The sequence below is a fragment of the Nocardioides gansuensis genome, from assembly GCF_003076135.1.
Classification (GTDB): domain Bacteria; phylum Actinomycetota; class Actinomycetes; order Propionibacteriales; family Nocardioidaceae; genus Nocardioides; species Nocardioides gansuensis.
Map to the genome: position 1 here is coordinate 22,558 of NZ_QDGZ01000006.1, position 24,109 is coordinate 46,666.

General features: G+C 72.3%; 23 protein-coding genes and 1 other RNA gene. 12 read left to right on the forward strand and 12 right to left on the reverse strand.

Annotated features, from left to right (window positions below; genetic code table 11):
- Nucleotides 1-28 precede the first annotated feature (28 nt).
- The 3 genes from DDE18_RS14080 to DDE18_RS14090 are packed head-to-tail and all read left to right on the forward strand — an operon-like array spanning nt 29 to nt 3,009.
- Nucleotides 29-1,147 carry a Nif3-like dinuclear metal center hexameric protein gene (locus DDE18_RS14080; RefSeq protein WP_116572918.1) on the forward strand — a complete coding sequence of 373 codons (1,119 nt, stop codon included), beginning with the start codon at nt 29-31 and terminating at the stop codon, nt 1,145-1,147.
- Between the two features lie 16 nt (nt 1,148-1,163).
- The gene (locus DDE18_RS14085; protein WP_245916712.1) at nt 1,164-1,907 is read left to right on the forward strand and encodes a zinc ribbon domain-containing protein; all 744 of its coding nucleotides are present in this window, start codon (nt 1,164-1,166) and stop codon (nt 1,905-1,907) included.
- 13 nt (nt 1,908-1,920) lie between these two features.
- Nucleotides 1,921-3,009, forward strand: coding sequence for an FUSC family protein (locus tag DDE18_RS14090; protein WP_116572919.1), 1,089 nt, complete (start codon nt 1,921-1,923; stop codon nt 3,007-3,009).
- Between the two features lie 12 nt (nt 3,010-3,021).
- Here DDE18_RS14090 and yaaA read toward each other — a convergent pair whose 3' ends face one another.
- Both yaaA and DDE18_RS14100 read right to left on the reverse strand, forming a co-directional pair.
- Nucleotides 3,022-3,816, reverse strand: a complete 795-nt coding sequence (yaaA, locus tag DDE18_RS14095; protein WP_116572920.1) for a peroxide stress protein YaaA — start codon at nt 3,814-3,816, stop codon at nt 3,022-3,024.
- A gap of 83 nt (nt 3,817-3,899) precedes the next feature.
- Complete coding sequence (locus DDE18_RS14100; RefSeq protein ID WP_116572921.1) at nt 3,900-4,070, reverse strand: CsbD family protein; 171 nt, start codon at nt 4,068-4,070, stop codon at nt 3,900-3,902.
- A 101-nt stretch (nt 4,071-4,171) separates the two neighbouring features.
- On the opposite strand from DDE18_RS14100, the gene DDE18_RS14105 reads away from it, so the two are divergent.
- The gene (locus DDE18_RS14105; protein WP_116572922.1) at nt 4,172-5,620 is read left to right on the forward strand and encodes an RNB domain-containing ribonuclease; all 1,449 of its coding nucleotides are present in this window, start codon (nt 4,172-4,174) and stop codon (nt 5,618-5,620) included.
- Between the two features lie 52 nt (nt 5,621-5,672).
- Here the strand turns inward: DDE18_RS14105 and rnpB are convergent.
- Both rnpB and DDE18_RS14115 read right to left on the reverse strand, forming a co-directional pair.
- An RNA gene (gene rnpB / locus DDE18_RS14110) (RNase P RNA component class A) lies at nt 5,673-6,039 on the reverse strand.
- A gap of 57 nt (nt 6,040-6,096) precedes the next feature.
- Complete coding sequence (locus tag DDE18_RS14115; RefSeq protein WP_116572923.1) at nt 6,097-6,378, reverse strand: hypothetical protein; 282 nt, start codon at nt 6,376-6,378, stop codon at nt 6,097-6,099.
- 63 nt (nt 6,379-6,441) lie between these two features.
- Here DDE18_RS14115 and DDE18_RS14120 point away from each other — a divergent pair, with 63 nt between their 5' ends.
- The gene (locus DDE18_RS14120) at nt 6,442-7,446 is read left to right on the forward strand and encodes a helix-turn-helix transcriptional regulator (protein ID WP_211754556.1); all 1,005 of its coding nucleotides are present in this window, start codon (nt 6,442-6,444) and stop codon (nt 7,444-7,446) included.
- Nucleotides 7,447-7,454: 8 nt separating this feature from the next.
- Here the strand turns inward: DDE18_RS14120 and map are convergent, their stop codons facing one another.
- Nucleotides 7,455-8,330: a type I methionyl aminopeptidase gene (gene map / locus DDE18_RS14125; RefSeq protein WP_116572924.1), complete on the reverse strand. Its 876-nt coding sequence runs from the start codon at nt 8,328-8,330 to the stop codon at nt 7,455-7,457.
- On the opposite strand from map, the gene DDE18_RS14130 reads away from it, so the two are divergent.
- Nucleotides 8,329-8,541 (forward strand): hypothetical protein, encoded by a 213-nt coding sequence (locus DDE18_RS14130; RefSeq protein WP_116572925.1) that lies wholly within the window; start codon nt 8,329-8,331, stop codon nt 8,539-8,541. The genes map and DDE18_RS14130 overlap by 2 nt on opposite strands.
- Nucleotides 8,538-8,819, forward strand: a complete 282-nt coding sequence (locus tag DDE18_RS14135) for a hypothetical protein (protein ID WP_116572926.1) — start codon at nt 8,538-8,540, stop codon at nt 8,817-8,819. Before DDE18_RS14130 ends, DDE18_RS14135 begins: the two co-directional genes overlap by 4 nt.
- A 7-nt stretch (nt 8,820-8,826) precedes the next feature.
- On the opposite strand, the gene DDE18_RS14140 is transcribed toward DDE18_RS14135, so the two are convergent.
- From DDE18_RS14140 to DDE18_RS14165, 6 genes are all read right to left on the reverse strand, one after another.
- Nucleotides 8,827-9,897 (reverse strand): PQQ-dependent sugar dehydrogenase, encoded by a 1,071-nt coding sequence (locus DDE18_RS14140; protein ID WP_165821159.1) that lies wholly within the window; start codon nt 9,895-9,897, stop codon nt 8,827-8,829.
- An 88-nt stretch (nt 9,898-9,985) separates the two neighbouring features.
- Nucleotides 9,986-10,834, reverse strand: coding sequence for a 3-methyl-2-oxobutanoate hydroxymethyltransferase (gene panB / locus DDE18_RS14145; protein ID WP_116572928.1), 849 nt, complete (start codon nt 10,832-10,834; stop codon nt 9,986-9,988).
- Nucleotides 10,835-10,972: 138 nt separating this feature from the next.
- On the reverse strand, nt 10,973-11,497 hold the full coding sequence (locus DDE18_RS14150; RefSeq protein ID WP_133241226.1) for a hypothetical protein: 525 nt from the start codon (nt 11,495-11,497) through the stop codon (nt 10,973-10,975).
- Between the two features lie 23 nt (nt 11,498-11,520).
- Nucleotides 11,521-13,359, reverse strand: coding sequence for an alpha/beta hydrolase (locus DDE18_RS14155; RefSeq protein ID WP_116572930.1), 1,839 nt, complete (start codon nt 13,357-13,359; stop codon nt 11,521-11,523).
- Nucleotides 13,359-13,682, reverse strand: a complete 324-nt coding sequence (locus DDE18_RS14160) for a hypothetical protein (RefSeq protein ID WP_116572931.1) — start codon at nt 13,680-13,682, stop codon at nt 13,359-13,361. The genes DDE18_RS14155 and DDE18_RS14160 overlap by 1 nt, the downstream gene beginning before the upstream one ends.
- A complete protein-coding gene (locus tag DDE18_RS14165) occupies nt 13,679-14,215 on the reverse strand; it encodes a hypothetical protein (RefSeq protein WP_133241227.1) in 537 nt (178 codons plus the stop codon). Before DDE18_RS14165 ends, DDE18_RS14160 begins: the two co-directional genes overlap by 4 nt.
- Nucleotides 14,216-14,292: 77 nt before the next feature.
- Here DDE18_RS14165 and ctlX point away from each other — a divergent pair, with 77 nt between their 5' ends.
- Both ctlX and DDE18_RS14175 read left to right on the forward strand, forming a co-directional pair.
- Nucleotides 14,293-15,324: a citrulline utilization hydrolase CtlX gene (gene ctlX, locus DDE18_RS14170; protein ID WP_116572933.1), complete on the forward strand. Its 1,032-nt coding sequence runs from the start codon at nt 14,293-14,295 to the stop codon at nt 15,322-15,324.
- Between the two features lie 183 nt (nt 15,325-15,507).
- Nucleotides 15,508-17,598 carry an NAD(+) synthase gene (locus DDE18_RS14175; RefSeq protein WP_165821160.1) on the forward strand — a complete coding sequence of 697 codons (2,091 nt, stop codon included), beginning with the start codon at nt 15,508-15,510 and terminating at the stop codon, nt 17,596-17,598.
- 807 nt (nt 17,599-18,405) lie between these two features.
- Here DDE18_RS14175 and DDE18_RS14185 read toward each other — a convergent pair.
- A complete protein-coding gene (locus tag DDE18_RS14185; protein WP_116572935.1) occupies nt 18,406-18,867 on the reverse strand; it encodes a hypothetical protein in 462 nt (153 codons plus the stop codon).
- Nucleotides 18,868-18,991: 124 nt separating this feature from the next.
- On the opposite strand from DDE18_RS14185, the gene DDE18_RS14190 reads away from it, so the two are divergent.
- From DDE18_RS14190 to DDE18_RS14200, 3 genes are read left to right on the forward strand one after another with little or no spacing between them, the layout of a single operon-like run.
- Nucleotides 18,992-19,738, forward strand: coding sequence for a helix-turn-helix transcriptional regulator (locus DDE18_RS14190; RefSeq protein WP_165821161.1), 747 nt, complete (start codon nt 18,992-18,994; stop codon nt 19,736-19,738).
- A gap of 9 nt (nt 19,739-19,747) precedes the next feature.
- Nucleotides 19,748-21,088, forward strand: coding sequence for a glutamine synthetase family protein (locus DDE18_RS14195; protein WP_116572937.1), 1,341 nt, complete (start codon nt 19,748-19,750; stop codon nt 21,086-21,088).
- Nucleotides 21,089-21,106: 18 nt separating this feature from the next.
- Nucleotides 21,107-24,103 (forward strand): bifunctional [glutamine synthetase] adenylyltransferase/[glutamine synthetase]-adenylyl-L-tyrosine phosphorylase, encoded by a 2,997-nt coding sequence (locus DDE18_RS14200; protein ID WP_116572938.1) that lies wholly within the window; start codon nt 21,107-21,109, stop codon nt 24,101-24,103.
- Nucleotides 24,104-24,109 lie beyond the last annotated feature (6 nt).

Here is a 24,109-nt window from a genome sequence, read left to right on the forward strand (position 1 = left end):
TGCCGTGCGCCCCTCTACGCTCTGGTCCATGCCCGCACTCGCCGACGTCGTCGACCTCCTCCACGGCTGGTACCCACCCGCCACGGCCGACTCGTGGGACGCCGTCGGCCTCGTCGCCGGCGACCCCGCCTCCGAGGTCCGCAAGGTGATGCTCGCGGTGGACCCGACGGCCGACGTCGCCCGGGAGGCGGTCGACTGGGGCGCCGACCTGCTGCTGGTGCATCACCCGCTGTTCCTCAAGGCCGTGCACGGGGTGCCGGCGACGACCCCGAAGGGCCGCACGCTGCACACCCTGCTGGCCGGGGGCTGCGCGCTGCTGGCCGCGCACACCAACGCCGACCAGGCGGCCGGCGGGGTCTCGGAGTCGCTGGCGCTCGCGCTCGGTCTCACCGACCTGGCGCCGATCCACCCGGCTCCCGGGCCGCGGCTCGACAAGGTCGTCACCTTCGTCCCGCACGAGCACGCCGAGGCGGTGCGCTCAGCGATGGCCGCCGCCGGCGCCGGGGCGATCGGCGACTACGACTCGTGCTCGTTCTCCACGAGCGGCGAGGGCCGGTTCCGGCCGCTGGAGGGTGCAGGTCCCGCCCTCGGCAGCGTCGGCAGCCTCGAGGTGGTCCCGGAGACGCGCGTGGAGACCGTGGCCCCGCGCTCGCGGCGTACTGCCGTCGTCCGCGCGATGCTCGCGGCGCACCCCTACGAGGAGCCCGCCTTCGACGTCATCGAGCTGGCCGACCCCGGCACGTCCTCGACCGGCACGGGCCGGGTCGGGTCGGTGGAGCCGACCACCTTGCAGCACTTCGCCGAGTCGGTGGCCGCCGCGCTGCCCGCCACCGCGCACGGCGTGCGGGTGGGGGGCGATCCCGACCGGGAGGTACGCCGCGTGGCGGTCTGCGGCGGCGCGGGCGACTTCCTCCTCGACGACCTGGTGGGCAGCGACGTCGACGCCTACGTCACCAGCGACCTGCGGCACCACCGTGCGGGGGAGTTCCTCGAGCACGGCGGACCGGCGCTCGTCGACGTGGCGCACTGGGCGGCCGAGTGGACCTGGCTGCCGGTGGTCGCGGCGCGGCTGTCCGAGGCCCTGGGCGATACGGTGAGCACTCGCGTCAGCACGCTGTGCACCGACCCCTGGCAGTTCCGTATCTGAGGAGATCGACGTTCCCTTGAAGGCCGACCCGTCCGACCAGCTCAAGCTCCTCGACGTGCAGGAGCTCGACGCCCGCGCCGACCAGCTGCGCCACCAGCGCCGCTCACTCCCCGAGATCGCCGAGATCGCCGGCCTCGAGGCGCAGCGCCGCACGCTCGCCGACCAGCTGCGCGACGCCAAGATCCTGGTGGACGACCTCGCCGTCGAGCAGCGGAAGGCCGACGCCGACGTCGAGCAGGTCAAGGCCCGCCGCACCCGGGACCGGGAGCGGATGGACGCCGGGCTGATCAGCAACCCCAAGGACCTCGAGCGGATGCAGCACGAGCTCGAGTCCCTCGAGCGGCGGATCACCACGCTCGAGGACGAGGAGCTCGAGGTGATGGAGCGGCTCGAGGACGCACAACGCACCCTCGACCAGCTCCAGGCCGAGAGCGCCCACCTGGAGGAGCGGCTCGCCACCCTCGCAGAGGAGCGCGACCGCAAGCTCGCGCATCTCGACACCAAGCTCGCCGACGTCGAGTCCGAGCGCGGCCCGGCGGCCGAGGGACTGCCCGCCGACCTGCGCGCACTCTACGACCGGCTCCGGGAGCAGAAGGGCGGAGTGGGCGCCGCTGCCCTGCGCGCCCGCCGGTGCAGCGGCTGCCAGCTCACGCTCGACGCCGCCGAGCTCGCGACCATCAAGGCCTCGCCCGGCGACGAGGTGATCCGCTGCGAGGAGTGCCAGCGCATCCTGGTGCGGACGCCCGAGTCCGGTCTCTGACACCACCGGTGCGATGACGCAGGTCGACGCCTACTGGGAACGCGGCCGGACCTCGCTGCGGGCCCGCGTCGACCGGCTGCGGGGCAAGGCCTGGGCTGTCGGGCAGTGCGCCGTGGCTGCCGGGATCGCCTGGTGGCTGGCGGCCGACGTGCTGGACCACCAGTCGCCCTTCTTCGCGCCGATCGCCGCGGTCGTCTCGCTCGGCACGTCCTACGGACAGCGCCTGCGCCGGGTCGCCGAGATCACGGTGGGGGTGGCCGTCGGCGTCTTCCTCGGCGACCTGGCGACCCACGTCCTCGGCACGGGCGCCTGGCAGATCGCGCTGATCGTGGGCGTGGGGATGACCGCGGCGCTGCTCCTCGACGCCGGCGTCCTCCTCGTCACCCAGGTCGCCATCCAGGGCATCATCGTGGCCGTGCTCGCCCCCGCACCCGGCGACGCCTTCCTCCGCTGGACCGACGCGCTCATCGGCGGCGGCGTCGCCCTGGTCGCGGCGACCGTCGTGCCCCGGGCCCCGCTGCGCCGGCCGCGGGAGCAGGCGGGCGCCGTCGTGCACCGGATCGCCGAGCTGCTGAGGGCTGCGGCCGAGAGCCTCGTCGACGGCGACGTCGACAGGTCGCTCGAGGTGCTCCGCGACGCCCGGGGGACGGACGCGCTGATGGAGGAGCTGCGGGCCGCGTCGTCGGAGGGGCTGTCGGTGGTGCGCTCGTCACCCTTCCGGCGCCGCCACATCGAGCGGATGCGGGTGCTGGCCGAGCTCACCGAGCCCCTCGACTTCGCGCTGCGCAACACCCGCGTCCTGGTCCGCCGGGTCGCGGTCGCCTGCTATCGCCGCGAGCCCGTCCCCGCGTCGTACGCCGCCATCACCCGTGACCTCGCCGACCTGGCCGACCTCGTGGCCCGCGAGCTGGAGCAGGGCCGCATGGCGACCCGAGCCATCGACCCGCTCATCGCGCTCGGCCGCGCCACCGCCACCGTCGACCCCACGGACGACCTGTCGGCGGCGGTCATCCTGGCGCAGGTGCGCTCGCTGATCGCCGACCTGCTGGCGATCTGCGGGATGGACCCCTTCGAGGCGACCGACGCCATCCCGCTGCGGTGAGGGCTCGCTGCGTCAGACCTCGGTGACGACGACGTCGAGCCGGGTCCCCTTCGGGGTCGGCTCGCCGAGCTCGACCTTCCAGCCGAGCCGGGTCAGCTCGTCCGCCAGGGCTCCGGGCGTGCGCGGGTCGGCGCCGTCCTCGAGCAGGTCGCGCACCAGCCGGCCCTTGGTCGCCTTGTTGAAGTGGCTGACCACCTTCCGCACGCCGCCCACCTCGTGGAGCACGCGGACCGTGGCCACGCGCGGCGCGAGGGCGCCGGACGGCCGCCAGAACGCGGCGTACGTCGTGGACCGCAGGTCGACCAGCAGCCCGCGGCCGACGGCGGCCTCGACCACAGGGCCGAGCGCCTCACGCCAGACGCCGGCGACCGGGCCGAGGCCGGGGAGGGACACGTCGCCGGACAGGCGGTAGGCGGGGATGCGGTCGCCCGGGCGGACGAGCCCGAACGCCGACGAGGTGATCGCGACGCGGGTCGCGGCACCGCGGCGCGCGGCGGGTGAGAGGGAGCCGAAGCCCAGGGCGTCGAAGAGCACGCCGGTGTAGACGGCGTCGGCGCGGGCGGTGGGTGAGGAGTGCAGCCGCGCGTTGAGGTCTACGAGGTCCGCCTGCGTGCCGCCGAGGCCGAGGACCTGCGCGGCCCGGTCACGGTCACCGCCGCAGAGCGCGACCAGGGCCTCGAGCACGCGCGCCCGCGCATGGGTGAGGCCGGGGGAGGTCTGCCCGGAGAATGACAGCGTGGCGAGATCGAGGGGGCGGCCGCGACGCGGCTGCGCCTTGCCCTCGCTCGGCGGAAGCAGGATCAGCACGCGCCAAGGGTAGGGACCCTTGCAGCCCGCCGCCCTGCGCGGGGGTCACCTGCCTCCGCCGGCGTGGGTTCACATCTGCCGGGTTACTTGAAGGCGTCCTTGACCTTCTCGCCTGCCTGCTTGAGGTCGGCCTTGGTCTGGTCGGTCTTGCCCTCGGCCTCGAGGCTCTCGTCGTCGGTCGCCTTGCCGGCGGCCTCCTTGGCCTTGCCCTTCGTCCCCTCGGCCATGTTCTCGAGCTTGTCCTTGTCGCCCATCGCGGGCCTCCTTTTGTCTGCCAACGTGTCGTCGGACCACCGTCCGGTAACCGTGGGCGCGAGCAGCCAAACGTCAAGGGGGTCTGGCTAGGGTGCTGGTCATGCCGAGCAACCGCGTGGTTACAGTCCGCACCGTCGACGACACCGTCAGGGCCGAGGCCCTGCGCGAGGGGATCGCGGCGATCCAGGCCGAGATGAAGCTGTCGTCCGACTTCCCGGAAGCCGTCGAGAAGGCGGCCGCCGAGGCGGCGGCCAACCCGCGCCTGCCCTCGCTGGACCGGACGGACATCCCGTTCGTGACCATCGACCCGGAGACGGCGAGGGACCTCGACCAGGCACTCCACCTCGAGCGGGACGGGGACGGCTACGTCGTGCACTACGCCATCGCCGACCTGGCGGCGTTCATCACCGCCGGCGACCCGATCGACGTCGAGTCGCACCGCCGCGGGGAGACGCTCTACGGCGCCGACTCCAAGATCCCGCTGCACCCGAAGGCCATCTCGGAGGACGCCGGCTCGCTGCTGCCCGACCAGGTGCGCCCCGCCTTGCTCTGGACGATCAAGGTCGACTCGACGGGCGAGGGCATCGAGGCCAACGTCGAGCGGGCGCTCGTGAAGTCGCGGGCCAAGCTCTCCTACGACGACGTGCAGAAGCAGATCGACGACGGCACGGCCGACGGGGTGTTCACCCTGCTGCGCGAGGTGGGCGAGCTCCGCCTCGAGCGGGAGGCGGCCCGCGGCGGCGTCTCCCTGCCGCTGCCCGAGCAGGAGATCATCGACGAGGCCGGCAGGTGGCACCTGGAGTTCCGCAGCCTGCTCCCCGTCGAGCAGTGGAACGCACAGATCTCGCTGCTCACCGGCATGGCCGCCGCCTCCCTGATGGTCTACGCCCGCGTCGGGCTGCTCCGCACGCTCCCGCCGGCCGATCCGCACGACGTCCAGCGCCTGCACCGCACCGCCCGGGCGCTCGGCATCGAGTGGCCCGCCGAGCTGCTCTACCCCGACTTCATCCGCACGCTCGACCCGACGAAGCCCCACCACGCCGCGATGGTGGTCGCGTGCACGCGGCTGCTCCGCGGGAGTGGGTACGTCGGGTTCAACGGCGAGCTGCCCGAGCTGGCCCAGCACTCGGCGCTGGCCTCGGAGTATGCCCACGTCACCGCGCCCCTGCGCCGCCTCGTCGACCGCTACGCGCTCGAGGTCTGCGTCGCGCTCTGCGCCGGCACCGAGGTGCCCGACTGGGTGCTCGCCAAGCTGCCCGAACTGCCCGAGACCATGCGGGAGAGCGGCCGCCGGGCCAACCAGTACGAGAACGCGGTGCTCAACCTCGCCGAGGCCCACCTGCTCGCCGACCGGGTGGGCGAGGTCTTCACCGGGGTCGTCGTCGAGGCCGAGGAGAAGGACGAGCGGCGGGGCGCGGTGACGATCCAGGACCCCGCCATCGAGGCCCTCGTCGTCGGCTCCGCCCCTCTCCCGGTGGGCGAGGAGGTCAGGGTCACGCTCGCGAAGGCCGACCCGGCGACGCGCGAGGTGGAGTTTCGGCTCGGCTGACCTCGCCTCCCGGCGTACCGGCTCTGTTGCCGGGGCGGCGGGGAGAATGTGGCGAATGGGCTGGCCTGTAGGCCGGGTTCTGTCCGCCGAAGCGTGGCGACCATCCATCTCGGGCGACCGTTGCCGGCCGCCTCGTGCGGTCTACCCGTGTGCTCGGACGGGCCGCCCTCGCACGCACACTGTCTGACCTTGCTCCGGGTGGGGTTTGCCGAGCTGCGACGGTCGCCCGCCGCACTGGTGGTCTCTTGCACCACCGTTTCACCCTTACCACTGCACGCAGTGGCGGTCTGTTCTCTGTGGCACTTTCCCGCGGGTTGCCCCGGATGGCCGTTGGCCATCACCCTGCCCTGTGGAGCCCGGACCTTCCTCGGCGCCACCTGCCGTGAAGCAGGGAGCGACGCGGTCGCCCGGCCAGCCCATTCGCACACACAGTCTAGTGCAGGGAGGTGCCCTGCACCGCCCCACCGGACGGGTGCTCAGGACGCGTCCTCCAGGATGCGCGTGATCGGGCCGCCCGCGAGGGCGGGGGAGTTCGCCGGTGTCGCCCAGACGGTCTCCCGGAGGAAGGCGAGGAAGCGCTCGGCCTGGTCCGTCCCGGTGAACTCCAGGTCGACGAGGACGTAGGCGTCGTCGTCGACCGGACGGCGTACGTGGTAGGCGAGGACCCCGGCCTGCTGGCGGGCAGACTCGAAGCGGTCGAAGGCCGATCGCCAGGTGGGGTAGTCGCTGATCGGGTGCTCGATGCGGAGAGTGGTCATGCCTCACGGTCGCGCCGTTCCGGAGTCGGCACCATCCCCGGAACACGGGGGTAGCGTGCGGGGATGTCCCCGTCGGCATCGGAGCTCTCCGCGCGCGTGGAGGCTGCGGTCCGCGACCAGCACGACAGCCGGTCGCTGCGCGTCCGCGCGTTGGGTGTGGTGCGCTCCGTCGTGCCGTACGACGCGTTCGCGTGGCCGCTGACGGACCCGGAGACCTCGGTCGGCACGGACCCGCTGGCAGACGTCCCCAGCCTGAGCGAGCTGCCCACCCTGATCCGCCTGAAGTACCAGGCGCCGCACAGGTGGACCTCCCTGAACGGCGTGCAGACGCTCGCCGGCGCGGGGCCGTCACCGTGGCGCGAGCTCCTCGCCGGCCACGGGATCCGCGACGTTGCCTCCCTCGCGTTCACCGACCGCTTCGGGTGCTGGGCCTTCCTCGACCTGTGGCGGGAGCGGGAGTTCTCCGCGGAGGAGGTCGCGCTGCTCGCGGCCGTCCGCCCGGCGCTCACCCGGGCCCTGCGCGACTGCATGGCGCACGGCCTGCGGGTGGCGCCGGCACCCTGGGCGGAAGCGGGACCGGCTGTCCTGCTGCTCTCACCCGCGCTCGACGTCCGCGAGCAGACCGAGCAGGGCGAGCTCCTGCTGCGCCAGCTGCTCCCGACCGAGGCCGACCGGGCGCCAGTGCCCGCCGGCGCCTACAACGTGGCAGCCCAGCTCGAGGCGGTCGAGACGGGCGTCGACAGCCACCCGGCGGTGGCGCGGTCCCTGCTGCCCGACGGTCGGCTGGCGCGCTTCCGCGCGGCGCGCCTCGGTGGGCCCGAGGGCGACATCGCGGTGACCATCGAGCCGGCACCGCCCGCCGACCGGCTGGCGTTGTTCGGGGTGGCCCACGGCCTGACGCCGCGTGAGCGTCAGGTGCTCGCCTGCCTCGCCGACGGCGACGACACGCGCGGGGTGGCGGCCCGGCTGTCGATGAGCGAGCACACCGTCGGCGGCCACCTGAAGGCGATCACGGCCAAGACGGGGCTGCGCAGCCGCCGTACGCTGCTGGCGCGCGCGACGGCCTGACGGCCACGTCAGGGGTTGGTCAGCACCTCGGCGCCGTCCCTGGTGACGAGCAGCGTGTGCTCGAACTGGGCGCTGCGCCGGCCGTCCTTCGTGACGACGGTCCAGCCGTCGTTCCACATCTCCCACTCGTGGGTGCCGAGGTTGAGCATCGGCTCGATGGTGAAGGTCATGCCGACCTCGATCAGGTCGGCGAAGTGGGGCGAGTCGTAGTGGGGGACCACCAGCCCGGAGTGGAAGTGCGTGCCGATCCCGTGGCCGGTGAAGTCGCGCACCACGCCGTAGCCGAACCGGTTGGCGTAGGCCTCGATGACCCGGCCGACCACGTTGATCGTGCGGCCCGGCTTGACCGCCTTGATGCCGCGCTCGAGCGCCTCGCGGGTGCGCTCGACCAGCAGCCGGGTCTCCTCGTCGACGTCGCCGGCGAGGAAGGTGGCATTGGTGTCGCCGTGCACTCCGTCGAGGTACGCCGTGATGTCGATGTTGACGATGTCGCCGTCCTCGACGACACGACTGTCGGGGATGCCGTGGCAGATGACCTCGTTGACGCTGGCACACAGCGACTTCGGGAAGCCCTTGTAGCCGAGCGTCGACGGGTAGGCGCCGTGGTCGCACAGGAACTCGTGGCCGATCCGGTCGAGCTCGTCGGTGGTGACGCCCGGGACGACGTGCGACCCGACGAGCTCGCGCGCCTGCGCGGCCAGCCGGCCGGCGATGCGCATCTTCTCGATCGTCTCGTCGTCCTTGACCTCGCGGCCCTCGAACTTCGCGGGCGCGGGCTTGTCGACGTACTCCGGCCGCTCGATGTGGGCGGGCACGGGACGACGCGGCGAGATCACACCAGGGGCTACGGCTGTCACGACGGTCGAGTGTAGTTTCAGTGGCATGAGGGACTCGGAGCCGGAGTACTGGTACTGCCTCGTGCACAACACCGTCGAGGGCCGGGAGGGCTGCCGCAACGCGGACCGCCTCGGTCCCTACTCCTCCGCCGAGGAGGCCTCTCGCGCTCTGGAGAAGGTGCAGGAGCGCAACGAGGCCTGGGAGAACGATCCCGTCTGGAACGACGACGTCGAGCCGCCGGCCGACGGGGCCCAGTGACCGCAGCGCCCACGCCTCGTCCGGAGGCCTCGCCGTGGGCCTTCGCCGGGATGGTCGGCATGGCGGGGGCCTTCTTCCTGCTCGCCGCGACGCCCACGATCCTCGACGCCCCGTGGTGGGTCACCGCGCTGCTGTTGGCCGCCTGGGCGGTGGCGCTCTACTTCGCCTGCTCGTGGTTCGTACGCCGCCCGCGTGCGGTCGTCGTGCTGCCGCTCGTGCTCGCGGTGTGCTGGTTCGCCGTCGTGCTGCTCGGGGCGCGCTTCCTCGACTGGGCCTGAGTCCGCCTCAGCGCGGGGAGACCCGGAGCACCCGGTCGCGCGCGCCGTTGCTCGTGGTGACGAGCAGGTCGCCCGAGGCGGTGCTGGTCACCGAGCGCAGCCGGCCGAACTGCCGCATCGCCCGTGGCGCGCGGGTCCACTGGAGCCGGCCACGGTCGTCGAACTTCATGAACACCAACCGCGAGGCCTTGAGGGCGGCGACGGCCAGGGTGCCCTGCAGCCGCCCCCACTCGCGGCCGCGGACCCACGCCGCCCCCGACGTGGCGAGGGTCGGGCGGCCCGAGCTCCACCGGGCCTCGACCTGCCGCCCGGGCAGCCGGTGGTCGGTCATCGGGACGCGTTCGTCATAGCCCGGCCCGGGGTCCCACCCGTAGTCGCCGCCGGACTGGAGCAGGTTGACCTCGTCATCGCGGGACGAGCCGTGCTCGACCGACCACAGCGTGCCGTCGGCGCGCTGGGCCAGGCCCTGGACGTTGCGGTGTCCGTAGGTCAGCACGTAGCGGCGCCGCCGCTCGTCGCCCGCCCAGGGGTTGGTGGGCCAGGGGTCGCCGGTCGCGGGGTCGAGCCGGAGCACCTTGCCGCCGAGGCGGTCGAGGTCACGCGACACCCCACTCCTCGCCGAGTCACCGGTGCCCACGAGCAGCGAACCCTCGCTGTCGACGAGCAGCCGGCAGCCGCCGTGCCGTCCGCTGGTCGAGGGCAGGCCCTTCACCAGCACGCGCCGGTCCGCGAGCCGGTGCCCCTCGAGGCGCCAGGACACGACTCGCACGTCGTGCCCGTCCGCGCGCCTGCCGCCGTGGCACAGGTGGATCCGCCGGTTCTGGGCGAAGCCCGCGTCGACGGCGAGCGACATCAGCCCGGTCTCGCCCGACACCCAGACGTCGTCGCGGGGGAAGGAGACGGTGTGCCGCCGGCCGTGCACGACGAGGCTGAGCCGCGCCCGGTCCCGCTCCGTGACGAGCAGCCGGCCACGGTCGAGCTGCTGGACGTCCCACGGGACCTCCAGCCCGCCGACGACCTGCTGCACCCGGAGTCGCGGCAGCCGGGACTCCTCCGCCGACGCCGGGACTGACGTCATCAGCGGGAGGGCGAGGACGAGAGTGAGGAGCGTCGTACGGCAGCAGCGCATGGCCCGACCGTAGTGGGGCGGCTGCCGCCCGTGAAGGTCAGAAGGTGTGCTCGGGTCCGGGGAAGGTGCCGGCCCGGACGTCGTCGGCGTACGCCCTGGCTGCCTCGAGCAGGACGCCGTGGACGTCGGCGTACTGCTTGACGAACTTCGCCATCCGGCCGGTGCGGAGGCCGAAGGCGTCCTGCCAGACGAGGACCTGGCCGTCGCAGCCGTTGCCGGCGCCGATGCCGATGGTCGGGATCTCCAGCTCCTTGGTGACCCGGGTGGCGACGTCGCCGGGCACCATCTCCATGACGACCGCGAAGGCGCCGGCGTCCTGGACGGCGCGTGCGTCGGCCAGCAACCGGTCGGCGGCCTCGCCGCGGCCCTGGACGCGGTAGCCGCCCAGCGCGTGCTCGGACTGCGGCGTGAAGCCGATGTGTGCCATGACCGGGACGCCGCCGCGGGCGCACTTCTCGATCACGGGGGCCATCTCGGCCCCGCCCTCGAGCTTGATGGCGTGGGCGCCGGCCTCCTTCATGAAGCGCACGGCCGTGAGGTAGCCCTGCTCCGGCGAGGCCTGGTAGCTGCCGAAGGGCAGGTCGCCGACCACCATGGCGCGCTTCGCCGATCGGGCGACCGCACGGGTGAGGGGGAGCAGCTCGTCGACGGTGACGGGCAGCGACGTCTCGTTGCCGTAGACGTTGTTGGAGGCGCTGTCGCCGACGAGCAGCACCTCGATGCCGGCCTCGTCGAAGGTGGCGGCGGTGTACATGTCGTAGGCCGTCAGCATCGTGAACTTCTCGCCCCGCTCCTTCATCTCCCGGAGGTGATGGGTGCGGATCCGCTTGACGGGCGCCGCGGGCGCCGGTGCTCCGGTGCCGTAGGGCGCGGTCTCTTCGGCCATGGTGTGACTCCTCGTGATCTCGAGGCTCCCTGGTGGAGTCCCCGGACGCTGGGTTCAACGCAGAACCACGATCAGGCTAGTCCCGGGGGAGGCATACGGCGCTGTGGCGGCGCTCACGTGCGGGTGCGCCCGGGGGCGTCAGCGGAGGAAGCCCAGATAGTCCGTGGGTGGGGCCTGCTCGGCGTACTCGTCGTCGCCGCCCGCTGCATCGAGGGTGTTGAACTCCAGAGTGGCCGTGGAGATGGCGGCGCCTTCGTCCCATGACACCGACACGCGCACGTTGCCCTGGGTGGCCGTGATGTCGGACGTGGTGCCGGGACGTTCGACCGGCATGCCGTGGTCGGTGAGGACCTGCTCGACCTTGTCAAGGCGTGGCTCTCCCTTGACCTCCCACGTGGACCCGGCCTGGTAGTCCCACACGCCGAAGCCGCCCCGCTCGATGAAGCGGGCCTCGAGCTCCTCGGGCCGGCTGCCGATGGCCTCGACGAGGTCGGGCAGCAGTTCTCTGGCCAGGGAGTCCATCTCCGCCTTGAACTCCTTCGCCTCGCCGCCGGCGGACTCCCCTCCACCCGACTCGTCGTCGCCGGAGGCATCCAGCGAGCAGGAGGTCAGCGCTGCGAGAACAGCCAGCGCCAGGGCGACTCCGAGAAGGGTGCGGGCCATGGGCAGCATGCTAGACACCCGGTTCACCGCCACAGGCCGCTGAAGTCGTCGTAGCGGTCGCCGACCCAGTCGGTCCCCTTGTCCCAGGAGTCCTTGATCTCCTCCTTGGTCGTCTCGATCTCCTTCTCGACCTGGTAGGTGACCTCGTCCTTGACCCAGTCGAACGCGTAGTCGTTGGCGTCCTTCTCGCGGCCTTCCACGACCTGAGGCTCGTCGCCCTGGACGATCTCGGTCAGATTGGCGAGGGAGGTGCTGTCGGGGTTGAAGTAGGACGTGTGGTTCTCGATGCCCTGGCCGATGTCGTCGGCGTGGAACTCCGGACCCGGATCCACGGGGAAGACCTTGGCGCCGAAGTCCTTCTGGGCAGGGTCCTCACCCATCCCGACGTCACCCTCCCTGCCCAGCCAGGTGACGAAGTCGTTGTCAGCAGAGCCGACGTAGACCTTGCCCTCGGGCATGCCGAGGTCGGAGACGTCGTGGACTCCGCCACTCGCGCCGGGGCTGCCGATCAGGGTGAGGGAGTCGGCATGGAGCCCGTGGTCGTGGGCCGCGTTGGCGGCCGTGGTCGATCCGTAGCTGTGGCCGATCACCGAGAGGTGCGACCTCTCGCCCTCGTCCGTGGCCCGCAGGCCGTCGACGAACTGGCTGAGCAGGAGTCCGCCCGCCTCTGCCTTGTCCTCCGTGATGACGCTGCCCATGTCCCAGATCTCCTCGGGCGTGTCCCAGGCGTCCGCGGGATTGACGCTGGGCGCGTCGTAGCCCATCCAGGCGATGGTGGCCATCGAATCGCCCTTCTGGTTGGCCTCGTCGAAGAGTCGATAGGCGTCCTCGGCGTTCCCGACGATGGTGCTGCCGTCGTTGGTGATGCCGGGCACGATGACTGCAGTGTTGTCGGCGGTGTCGGGGTCGCCGTAGCTGACGGCTACGGCGCCGTCGCCGTCGAAAGCGGCGGGCTGGTAGACGAGCAGGTTGACGTCGACCGGCTCTCCTGTGTTGCGGTCCTTGTCGCTCCCGGGTAGGGCGAGCGCGTCCTCGGCGGCCTCGGCCCTCTTGAGCAGCTCCTTCTCCTCGGTGGACAGCTCGTCCTCGGGCACGTTCCGCAGCCGGTCGAGGTCGCGTGCGAGCGACGTGCGGTTGGACTCGTCCCGGTCGCCGGTGGGGATGCCGTTGGTGTTGCCGACCAGGTCCGGGTCGGAGATCTTGAGCGCCTCCCTCTCCGCGGGGGAGAGGTCCTTCCACCAGTCGTTGACGGCGTCGGCGTCGTCGCCGAGGCCGGCGAGCTCGTCCTTGAGCGCCGCGGTGTCGACGCGACCCTTCCCGGTCGCGGCCTTCGCGCCCTCGCCGACGGTGTCCACGGACGTGAGCGCGGCGATCACCCGGTCCTCGGCCCGCTCCACACGCTTCCAGAACGTGTCGATCCGCTCGACGAGGTGGTCCACCCGCTCCTTGAGGCGGTCGGCGCGGGCCTGGAGCGGCTCGGTCTGCGAGGCGTCGGCCCCTTCGATGTCGGCAATGAGGTCGTCGATGGCCTTGTTGAGGTCGACCCGGTCGGTGACGAGCTGGTCGCGATCCTCGTGGAGCTGCACGACCTGGTCGGCGTAGACGTCGCAGGCGGTGGTCGCCTTCTCCAGGGCCGCAGTCATCGCGTCGCAGTCCCTGGCGAAGATCGTCATCGCGTGGTCGGCCGCATCGGCGGCGTTGCCCGACCAGTTCGCGGGCACGCCATGGGCTCGCGTCCACGACGTCACGTCGCTGACCGCGGTGGCACATCCCCGAAGGGCCGAGGCGAACGAGGATGCGGTCTTGCTCGCCTGGAGCGGGTCGATGGGCCCGACCCTGGCGGGCACGTGGATGGTCGTCATCAGTAGCCCCCCGCCGGATCGACGTGGCGGTCGCTCCACTGCATGAGCGACTGCATGCGGTCGACCGTCTCCTGGTCGGCGTAGTCGAGGTCGGCCGCCGTGTCGTCGAGCGCCTTGCCGTGCTTGCCGGCGGTCTCGACCAGCCGGTCGAGCTCCTTGCGCCACGCCTCGAGGAAGTCGTCGGCGACGGGCGAGACGCGGGGACCGAGCACGCCGGAGTCGGCCTCGGCGAGGGTGGTGCGGGCGCCCACGAGCTGCTCGCCCTGGTCCTCCCACTGGGTGGCGGCCTTCTCCAGGGCCGCGAGGTAGGCGATCAGGGTCATGCCGGAGCCCCCTGCTCTGCGACCTGCGCGATGACCGGCTCGGTCAGGTAGAAGGGCTGGCCGACGACCTGCAGCCCCACGGCGTACGGCGCGGCCCGCGCGACCAGCCGCACCGGACCCGCGAGCGCGGTGAGCTCGGGAGGCTGGTTGCCGGTCGGGCGCGCGTCCCAGCGCAGCTCCAGGAGGAGGTTGCCGAGGCTGCGCAACACGTCGACGCTGCCGTCACCGCGCTGCTCGTCGCCCAGGTCCTCGAAGCGGGTGCGGACGACCCAGCGGCGTACGAGCGGGTGCCGCTGCTGCCACCAGAAGCCGATCCGTGAGCTGGTCTCCAGCCCGAGGCGGCCGGCGACCGCGTCGAGGACGGCGTCCGCGTGCCGCTGGGCGGCGAGGCACTGGCCCACCGTCGCGGGCGGCAGGCCGGGGTCACCGGTGTGCTCCGGCGGCAGCATCACGATCTCCACGTCGGGGTGCTGCTCACGCAGCCGCCTGAAGAAGGGGTCCTGCAGGGCCGGATCCATCGGCGCCTCACTCATGGACGGGTTCTACCGCCGAGGAGGCCGCCGCAAACCCGGGACGCGCGGAGCGTCACCCGATGTTCTAGATTCGATGTGTGAGTGCCCAGGCCCCGTCCGCCGTCATCCTGATCCGCGCGAGCAACTTCATGCCCAACCCCGCCACGGCGGCGGACAACGCGTTCCAGCGCGACGTGCCCGAGGGGCAGAGCGACGCCACCACCGCGGCGAAGGCGCTGGCGGAGATGGACGCGGTCGCCCAGGCGCTGCGCGACGCCGGCGTCACCGTGCACGTCTTCGACGACGACGACCACACCAGGCCGGACAGCGTGTTCCCCAACAACTGGCTGTCCACCCACTCGGGCGGCTACGTGGCGGTCTACCCGATGTATGCCTCCAACCGCCGGCACGAGCGTCGCGCCGACATCCTGGAGATGCTCAAGTCGCACTACCGCGTCCAGACGATCGTCGACTACTCCGGCCTCGAGCCCGACGGCATCTTCCTCGAGGGCACCGGCGCGATGGTCCTCGACCATGTGTCGCGGGTTGCCTACACCGCGGTCAGCTACCGGGCCGACACCCACGTCCTCGAGCGGTTCTGCGCGGACTTCAACTACGAGCCAATGGCCTTCGAGGCGGTCGACTCCCACGGGGTGCCCGTCTACCACACCAACGTGATCGCCTGCGTCGGCACGGACGTCGCGCTGATCGCGCTGGGGATGATCCCCGACGTCGACCGCCGGGAGCAGGTGCGCGAGCGCCTCTCGGTCAACGGCCGCACGATCGTGGAGCTGACCGAGGAGCAGGTCCGCGAGTTCGCCGGCAACGCGGTGGAGCTGTGCGGGCGTACGCCGGAGGGCAAGCGCCGCTACATCATGGCCATGTCCGGCCGGGCCCGGCGCAGCCTCCGCCCCGACCAGATCGCCGTGATCGAGGAGTCCTGCGACATCGTCGCGATCGACATCCCCACCATAGAGCTGGCCGGCGGCTCCGTGCGCTGCATGATCGCGGGCATCCACCTCGACCGGCGTCCCCAGCAGGCGCCGGTCCTCACCGAGGCGGTGGAGGCCATCAACGAGGACAACCCCGTCACTCCCGACGGGCGCTATGTGGCCATGGCCGACGCCTGAGCCTACGCATCGACGAGCTTCTGATCCCGCTCAGCCTGATCGATAACGAGCGAGTCCCACGACGCTCCATCTTGCCCCCGCCTGAGCGGGGCAAGACGGAGCGCGACCACCGTCGGTTCGACAGGGTGGACCCGGTGTCTCCGGGTGACGCCATCGCCACCCGGTCGAGGACGGCGTGGACAGATGCTCCTCCCCGGCGCCTCTAGACTCGCCGACGTGGACTTCTACTCGGCCTACGCCCAGGGCTTCGCCCGCGTCGCGGCGGTGACCATGCCGATCGGCGTGGCCGACCCGGCTGTCAACGCCGCCACCGTGATCGAGCAGGCGCGGGCCTGCCACGACGAGCACGTGGCGGTCGCGATCTTCCCCGAGCTGTGCCTGAGCGGCTACGCGATCGACGACCTCTTCCTGCAGGACTCGCTCCTCGAGGCGGTCCAATCCGGACTGGCCGAGATCATCGCGGCGAGCGAGGACCTGCTGCCGGTGCTCGTCGTGGGCGCCCCGCTCGCCCAGGGCACCCGGGTGCTCAACTGCGCGATCGTCATCCACCGCGGCGAGGTGCTCGGCGTCGCCCCGAAGTCCTACCTCCCGACCTACCGCGAGTTCTACGAGCGGCGCTGGTTCGCGCCGGGCGACGACCGGTCCGGTACGGCGATCGCCGTCGCGGGTCGTGAGGCGCCCTGTGGCCCCGACCTGCTCTTCGCGGCGACCGACCTGCCGGGGCTCACCCTGCACGTCGAGGTCTGCGAGGACATGTGGGTGCCGATCCCGCCGAGCGCGCAGGCGGCGCTGGCCGGCGCGACCGTGCTGGCCAACCTGAGCGGCAGCCCGATCACCATCGGGCGGGCGGAGGAGCGCCGGCTGCTCGTGCGCAGTGCGAGCGCGCGCTGCCTCGCGGCGTACCTGTATGCCGCCGGAGGCCAGGGTGAGTCGACCACGGACCTCAGCTGGGACGGCCAGACGATGGTCTACGAGGTGGGCGACCTGCTGGGGGAGGGCGTGCGCTTCCCCGAGGGGCCGGTGCGCACGGTCGTCGACGTCGACCTCGACCGGATCCGGCAGGAGCGGCTGCGGCAGGGCAGCTTCGACGACAACCGCCGCGGGGTGGGCCTGGAGGCGATCGGGGCGGAGTTCCGCGTCGTCGACTTCACGCTCGAGGCGCCGACCGGCGACATCGGGCTGAGGCGCAAGGTCGACCGGTTCCCGTTCGTGCCGGACGACCCCGAGCGGCTGGCGCTGGACTGCTACGAGGCCTACAACATCCAGGTCTCGGGCCTGGAGCGGCGGCTGCAGGCCATCGCCGAGGGGAGTGGGCACAACTCCAAGCCGGTCATCGGCGTGAGTGGCGGTCTCGACTCGACCCACGCGCTGATCGTGGCGGCCAAGGCGATGGACCGGCTCGGCCGGCCGCGCAGCGACATCCAGGCCTTCACGATGCCGGGCTTCGCGACGGGGGCGGCGACGAAGTCCTACGCGACCCGGCTCGCCACCGCGCTCGGCGTGACGTTCGAGGAGATCGACATCCGCCCCGCTGCCGAGCAGATGCTCGCCGACCTCGGTCACCCCTACGCGGAGGGCGAGAAGACCTACGACGTCACGTTCGAGAACGTCCAGGCCGGCCTGCGCTACGACTATCTCTTCCGCCTCGCCAACCACCGGCGCGGCATCGTCGTCGGCACCGGCGACCTCTCCGAGCTCGCGCTGGGCTGGTGCACCTACGGCGTCGGCGACCAGATGTCGCACTACAGCGTCAACGCCGGCGTGCCGAAGACCCTCGTGCAGCACCTGATCCGGTGGGTCATCTCGCACGGGGAGTTCGCCGACGACGTCAACGCCGTGCTCACCGAGATCCTCACCCAGGAGATCACCCCCGAGCTGATCCCGACCGAGGAGGGCGTCAAGCCGCAGGCGACCGAGGACTCGGTCGGGCCCTACAACCTGCAGGACTTCACGCTCTTCTGGGTGATGCGCCACGGCTTCCGGCCGAGGAAGATCGCCTTCCTCGCCTGGCACGCGTGGCGCGACGCCGCCTCCGGTGAGTGGCCGCCCGGCTACCCGGACGCCTCGCACGTCGAATACGACCTGCCGGCGGTGAAGAAGTGGCTCGAGGTCTTCGTGCGCCGCTTCTTCGCCAACCAGTTCAAGCGGTCGGCCCTGCCCAACGGCCCGAAGGTCAGCGCCGGCGGCACGATGAGCCCGCGCGGCGACTGGCGGATGCCGAGCGACGCGAGCGCCGCGGCGTGGCTTGCCGATCTGGCGGACATCCCCGACTGAGTCGGCGGACCGGCCCGGTGGTGTAGGACCGCCCGGACCGGGTGGCAATGGGGCATGACCGAACCCCCTGGAGCTGGAGAGCGCGCAGACGACCAGCCAGGTCGCGACGCTGGTCGGTGACCTGGCCGAGGACCTGAAGGCCGCCCAGGACTCCATGGCTCAGGTGCGGCAGAGGCGAGGAGCGGAAAGCTGACGGTCGACGGGTTCTGGGTGCGCAACCCGGAGGCCGGCCCGGCGTCGGCGGGCATGCTCGCCGCCGACGCCACGCCCGCGGAGCGCGAGGCATGGGTCCGTCAGCCGGGGCTTCCGTGGCCATGGGCCTGATCGGAACGGTCTGGGGGCTGGGCCTGACACTCGCCGCACTCTTGGTCGAGTCCGTTCCGCTCGCAGTGATCCTTGGCGTAGTCGCCCTGTGCATGCTCGTCCTGGGCCTCGAGGGATGGCGCATCCTGCTGCGTCGTCCCGAGCTGCGGATCAGCGCCGACAAGATCGACTTCCACGGCCCGGGAATTCACTCCGAGCTCGCGTGGGAGGACGTCGGCACCGTCGAGCTGCGTGACCTGGGCACCCGCTGGTCGGCGGTGCACGTGTCCGCCCGGCGGGGCGCACCGTCGTACCGCGCCGAGCTCAGCCGGCTGATCCTGCCGACGGACCGCATGCCGCAGCCACCCGGGATCGCGGTGCGCCTGGGGCTCGTGGATGACCCGGCACGACTGCTCAAGCTGCTCCGGGCGATGCACCCGGGAGAGCGCAGCGGCCGGGAGGCCATGATCAGCCGTGGTCTCCCGGCCGACTCGGGCTACCAGCTCAGCCCTCCGTGTGGTGCCACTTCGTGGCGAGCCGCGCCATCGCGACGGCGCAGACGCCGACGGCGAGGGCGCCGATGCCGAGCATCATCATCCCGTCGACCATGAACAGGGAGATGGCGGTCAGCAGCATCCACAGCGCGAGCACGTCGCCGCCGATCCTCGGGACGAAGAGGATCAGGGCCGCGATGACGATCTCCGCAGCGCCGATCCACATCACGGCGTCGGCCATGGTGCCGGGGAGCACGTCGTCGACCCACGTGGCCAGGAACTGCGTCCAGGCGGTGTCGGTGAACGCGATCAGCTTGTCGAGGCCGAACAGCAGGGTCCCGGCGAAGAAGGCGACCCAGAGTCCGAGAAAGGCCTGGCGGGCGGCATCCACGCGGGCGATGCTGCCGAGGTCGTGCAACTCGTCCCGGAAGTCGTGGCCCATGTCGTGCCAGGCATGCGTGAGTGCAGCCATGACGGATCCTTTCCGAAGGCCCGTCTCGGTGCCCGGGACGGGCAGTTTTGTAAGGGACTGTTGCTTTGACGATAGACCTGCCAGACTGTAAGAGCAAGGAGTGTCTCTGCTAGAGATGGTGACCATGTCCGAGGAGGCCCTCGCCCGCCGCGTGCACCGGGTCGGCGCCCTGGCCGACCCCGTCCGGCGCGCGCTCTACCGGTTCGTCGCGGCCCAGCCGGGGGCGGTCAGCCGCGACCAGGCGGCCGACGGGATCGACGTGCCCCGCCACACCGCCAAGCACCACCTCGACAAGCTGGTCGACGAGGGGCTGCTGGTCACCGAGTTCAGGCGGCTCACCGGGCGCACCGGGCCCGGCGCCGGACGGCCCGCGAAGCTCTACCGCCGTGCACGCCGCGAGATCGGCGTGAGCATCCCCGCGCGTCGCTACGACCTGGCCGGCTCGGTGCTGGCCGACGCCGTGCACCGGACGCTCGGCGGCACGCCGATGCGGGGCGCGCTCGAGGAGGCAGCCGCGCACGCCGCGGCGGAGGCGGTCGCCGACCTGGCCACCGCCGAGGAGGCTCGTGCGGGGGAGACGCCGGTCGAGCGCACGGCGGCCGCGCTCGCGCCGTACGGCTATGAGCCCAGCGTCGAGAGCGAGGTCATCGAGCTCGCCAACTGTCCCTTCGACCGCCTCGCCCGCGACCACCCCGACGTCATGTGCGGGCTCAACCGCGAGTTCCTCGGCCGGGTGGTCGGGGTGACGGGCGACGGCGAGCTCGAGGTGGAGCCGCGTACGCCGGCGCGCGAGTCCTGCTGTGCGCGCGTGCGTCGCGCGGGCGGAGCCGGGGCCGCGCCCACGCGCTCCGCCGGTGTGACCTGCCCCTAGGCTGTGCCCATGGGCAAGCAGGAAGACTTCGTGCTCCGGGCGCTCGAGGAGCGCGACGTCCGCTTCGTGCGGCTGTGGTTCACCGATGTGCTGGGCTTCCTCAAGTCTGTCGCGGTGGCCCCGGCGGAGCTCGAGGGTGCCTTCAGCGAGGGCATCGGGTTCGACGGCTCGGCGATCGAGGGCTTCGCCCGGGTCTATGAGGCCGACATGCTCGCGATGCCCGACCCGTCGACGTTCCAGATCCTGCCGTGGCGCTCGGGCGACGGCCCGTCGACCGCCCGGATGTTCTGCGACATCAGGATGCCGGACGGCAGCCCCTCCTACGCCGACCCGCGCCACGTCCTCAAGCGCACCCTCGGCAAGGCCGCCGAACAGGGGTTCACCTTCTACACCCACCCCGAGATCGAGTTCTACCTCTTCCAGGACAGCCCCGAGCCCGGCATCGAGCCGCGCCCGGTGGACCGCAGCGGCTACTTCGACCACACCGCACAGTCGAGGGGCGCCGACTTCCGCCGCGAGGCGATCACCATGCTCGAGGCGATGGGCATCTCCGTCGAGTTCAGCCACCACGAGGGCGGTCCCGGGCAGCAGGAGATCGACCTGCGGTACGCCGACGCGCTGAGCACGGCGGACAACGTCATGACGTTCCGCACGGTCGTCCGTGAGGTCGCGCTGAGCCAGGGCATCTGGGCGAGCTTCATGCCTAAGCCGTTCACCACCCACCCGGGCTCCGGCATGCACACCCACGTGAGCCTCTTCGAGGGCGACCGCAACGCCTTCTTCGAGGCCGGCTCGGAGTATCAGCTGTCCAAGACCGGCCGCCAGTTCATCGCCGGCGTGCTGCGCCACGCGCGCGAGATCACCTGCGTCACCAACCAGTGGGTCAACTCCTACAAGCGCCTGATCGGCGGCGGCGAGGCCCCGTCGTACATCTGCTGGGGCCACAACAACCGCAGTGCGATGATCCGCGTCCCGATGTACAAGCCCAACAAGGGCCAGTCGACCCGCATCGAGCTGCGCACGATCGACGCCGCGTGCAACCCCTACCTCGCCTTCGCGGCCACCCTCGCCGCGGGCATGAAGGGGATCGAGGAGGGCTACGAGCTGCCCCGCGAGGCCGAGGACGACGTCTGGTCGCTCACCGAGAAGGAGCGCAAGAGCCTCGGCATCGAGCCGCTGCCCAAGAACCTCTCCGAGGCGATCTCCATCGCCGAGGACTCCGAGCTGCTGGCGGAGACGCTGGGCGAGCACGTCTACGACTTCTTCCTGCGCAACAAGCGCGCCGAGTGGGAGGCCTACCGCGGCCAGGTCTCGGCCTACGAGCGCGACACCATGCTGCCGGTCCTCTGACCGACGACGACCCGCCCGATGCCCCCCACCGCAGGTCAGCTGGTCCGGCTCGGCTTCGCCGACTCTGCGCGGGCCGCCGACCGGCTGGCCGCGCTCGGTGACCCCGGGCCGCCGTTGCTGACCGCGATCGGCACGGCCGCCGATCCCGACCAGGCGCTGGCCGGGATGCTGCGGCTGGCTGCCGCCGTCGAGGCGCACGAGGGCGTCGAGGGCCGCCGCGCCATGCTGGCCGAGATCGCCGACGACGAGGGCACGGCGATGCGCCTGGCCGCCGTGCTCGGCGCCAGCGTCGCGCTCGCCGACCACCTGGCGCGGCATCCCGAGCAGTGGCGCGAGCTCACGGACCCGACGCTCGGCAGCACCCGCCCAGCGGCGTACGCCGTGCGCGCGGCGCTGCTGGAGGCGGTCGGCGCCGACCCGGCGGACCCGGAGCCGGTCGCCACGCGTCCCGACGCGGAGGCCGTCGACACGCTGCGCGTGGAGTATCGGCGGATCCTGCTGCGGCTGGCGGCCCGCGACCTGGCCCACCACCTCGGCGTCGACGACGCCGCGGCGGAGCTGTCCGACCTCGCGGCCGGGACCCTGGAGGCGGCGCTGGCGATCGCCCGCGCCCGGATCGGCGAGCCGGCAGCCAGCGCGCGGCTGACCGTGGTCGCGATGGGCAAGTGCGGAGGCCACGAGCTCAACTACGTCTCCGACGTCGACGTGATCTTCGTCTTCGAGCCCGCGGCGGGGGCCTCGGAGTCGCTGGCGCTGCGCTCCGCCACGCAGCTGGCCAGCCACCTGATGCGGATCTGCTCCGAGCACACCGCCGAGGGCACGATCTGGCCGGTGGACGCGAACCTGCGCCCCGAGGGCTCGCAGGGTCCGCTCGTGCGCACGCTCGCCAGCCATCTGGGCTACTACGAGCGGTGGGCCAAGACGTGGGAGTTCCAGGCGCTGCTCAAGGCCCGGCCGGTGGCCGGCGACCGGGCGCTCGGCGCCGCCTACGTCGCGATGGTGCAGCCGCTGATCTGGTCTGCGGCGGAGCGGGCCGGGTTCGTCGAGGACGTGCAGGCGATGCGGCGGCGGGTGCTCGACCACACCCAGTCATCCATGGGGGAGGCGGAGGCCGAGCGCCAGCTCAAGCTCGGCTCGGGCGGGCTGCGCGACGTGGAGTTCGCCGTCCAGCTGCTGCAGCTGGTGCACGGCCGCGCCGACGAGTCGCTGCGGGTGGGCGCCACCCTGAGTGCGCTGACCGAGCTGACCCGCGGCGGCTACGTCAACCGGCAGGACGGCGAGCAGCTGCACCGGGCCTACGCCTTCCTGCGGACCCTCGAGCACCGCATCCAGCTGCACCGCCTGCGTCGCACCCACGTCGTACCGGACGACGAGGAGTCGCTGCGGCGCCTCGGCCGGTCGCTGGGGCTGACCTCCGACCCGGTCGAGGCGCTCGAGCGGGAGTGGCACCACCACCGGCTCGAGGTGCGGCGGCTGCACGAGAAGCTCTTCTACCGGCCGCTGCTGGCGGCGGTCGCGAAGATCCCGGGCACCGACGCGCGGCTCTCGCTCGAGGCGGCGGAGCAGCGGCTGTCGGCGCTGGGCTACGTCGACCCCAAGGGCGCGCTGCGCCACCTCGAGGCCCTGACCCGCGGCGTCACGCGCTCGTCCGACATCCAGCGCACCCTGCTGCCGGTGATGCTCGAGTGGTTCGCGGACACGCCCGACCCCGACGCGGGCCTCTTCGGCTTCCGCCGGCTCAGCGACAGCCTGGGCCGCACGCCGTGGTACCTCACGATGCTCCGCGACGAGGGCGAGGTCGCCCAGCGGCTGGCCTTCCTGCTCGGCACGTCGCGCTACGCCACCGACCTGCTCGAGCGCGAGCCGCAGGGGGTGAAGATGCTCGGCGAGGACCTCGCCCCGCTCTCGGCGGAGGCGCTCACCACGGAGATGCGGTCGGTGGCCGGGCGGCAGGCCGGCGCCGAGGACGCGGTGCGTGCGGTCCGTGCCGTCCGCCGCCGCGAGCTGCTGCGGATCGCGTCCGGCGAGCTGCTCGGGCTGACCGACGTCGAGGACGTGGGCCGCGGACTGTCGCGCCTCACCGATGCCACGCTGGAGGCGACGCTCGGCGTCGCGATCGAGGCGGTGCGCCAGCGGCGCGGCCTCGACGCCGCGCCGACGCGGATGGCAGTCGTCGCGATGGGCCGCTACGGCGGCTTCGAGCTGTCCTACGCCAGCGACGCGGATGTGATGTTCGTCCACGAGCCCGAGCCGGGCGTGGAGCCGCAGCGGGCGGCGTCCTTCGCGCAGGCGGTGGTGGGGGAGCTGCGCCGGCTGCTGGCGATGCCGGCGACCGACCCGCCCCTCGAGATCGACGCCGACCTGCGCCCCGAGGGCAAGCAGGGCCCGATGGTCCGCACCCTCGACGCCTACGCCGCCTACTACGCCAAGTGGTCGCACGTGTGGGAGTTCCAGGCGCTGCTGCGCGCCGACGCGGTGGTGGGCGACGAGGGCCTGCGGCGCCGCTTCACCGAGCTGATCGACCCGCTGCGCTTCCCGCCGGGCGGGATCGACGCCGGCACGGTCGCGGAGGTGCGCCGGGTCAAGGCCCGGGTCGACGAGGAGCGGCTGCCGCGCGGCGCCGACCGGCACACCCACCTCAAGCTGGGCCGTGGCGGGCTCGCCGACGTCGAGTGGACCGTGCAGCTGCTGCAGATGCAGCACGCCGGGACGGTGCCCGGGTTGCGGACCGCGCAGACGCTCGCCGCGCTCGAGGCCGCGTGCGAGGCCGGGCTGGTCTCGGCCGGGGACGCCGCGACGCTGACCGAGGCGTGGCGCCTAGTCAGTCGGGTGCGCAACGCGGTGACGCTGGTCAGCGGCAAGGTCGCCGACCAGCTGCCCCGCGACCTGCGCGAGCGGGCGGCCGTGGCGCAGGTGCTGGGCTACCCGCAGGGGGAGTCGGACCGGATGGTCAACGACTACCTGCGCACCACCCGCCGGGCGCACTCGGTGGTGGAGCGGGTGTTCTGGGACTGAAGTAGA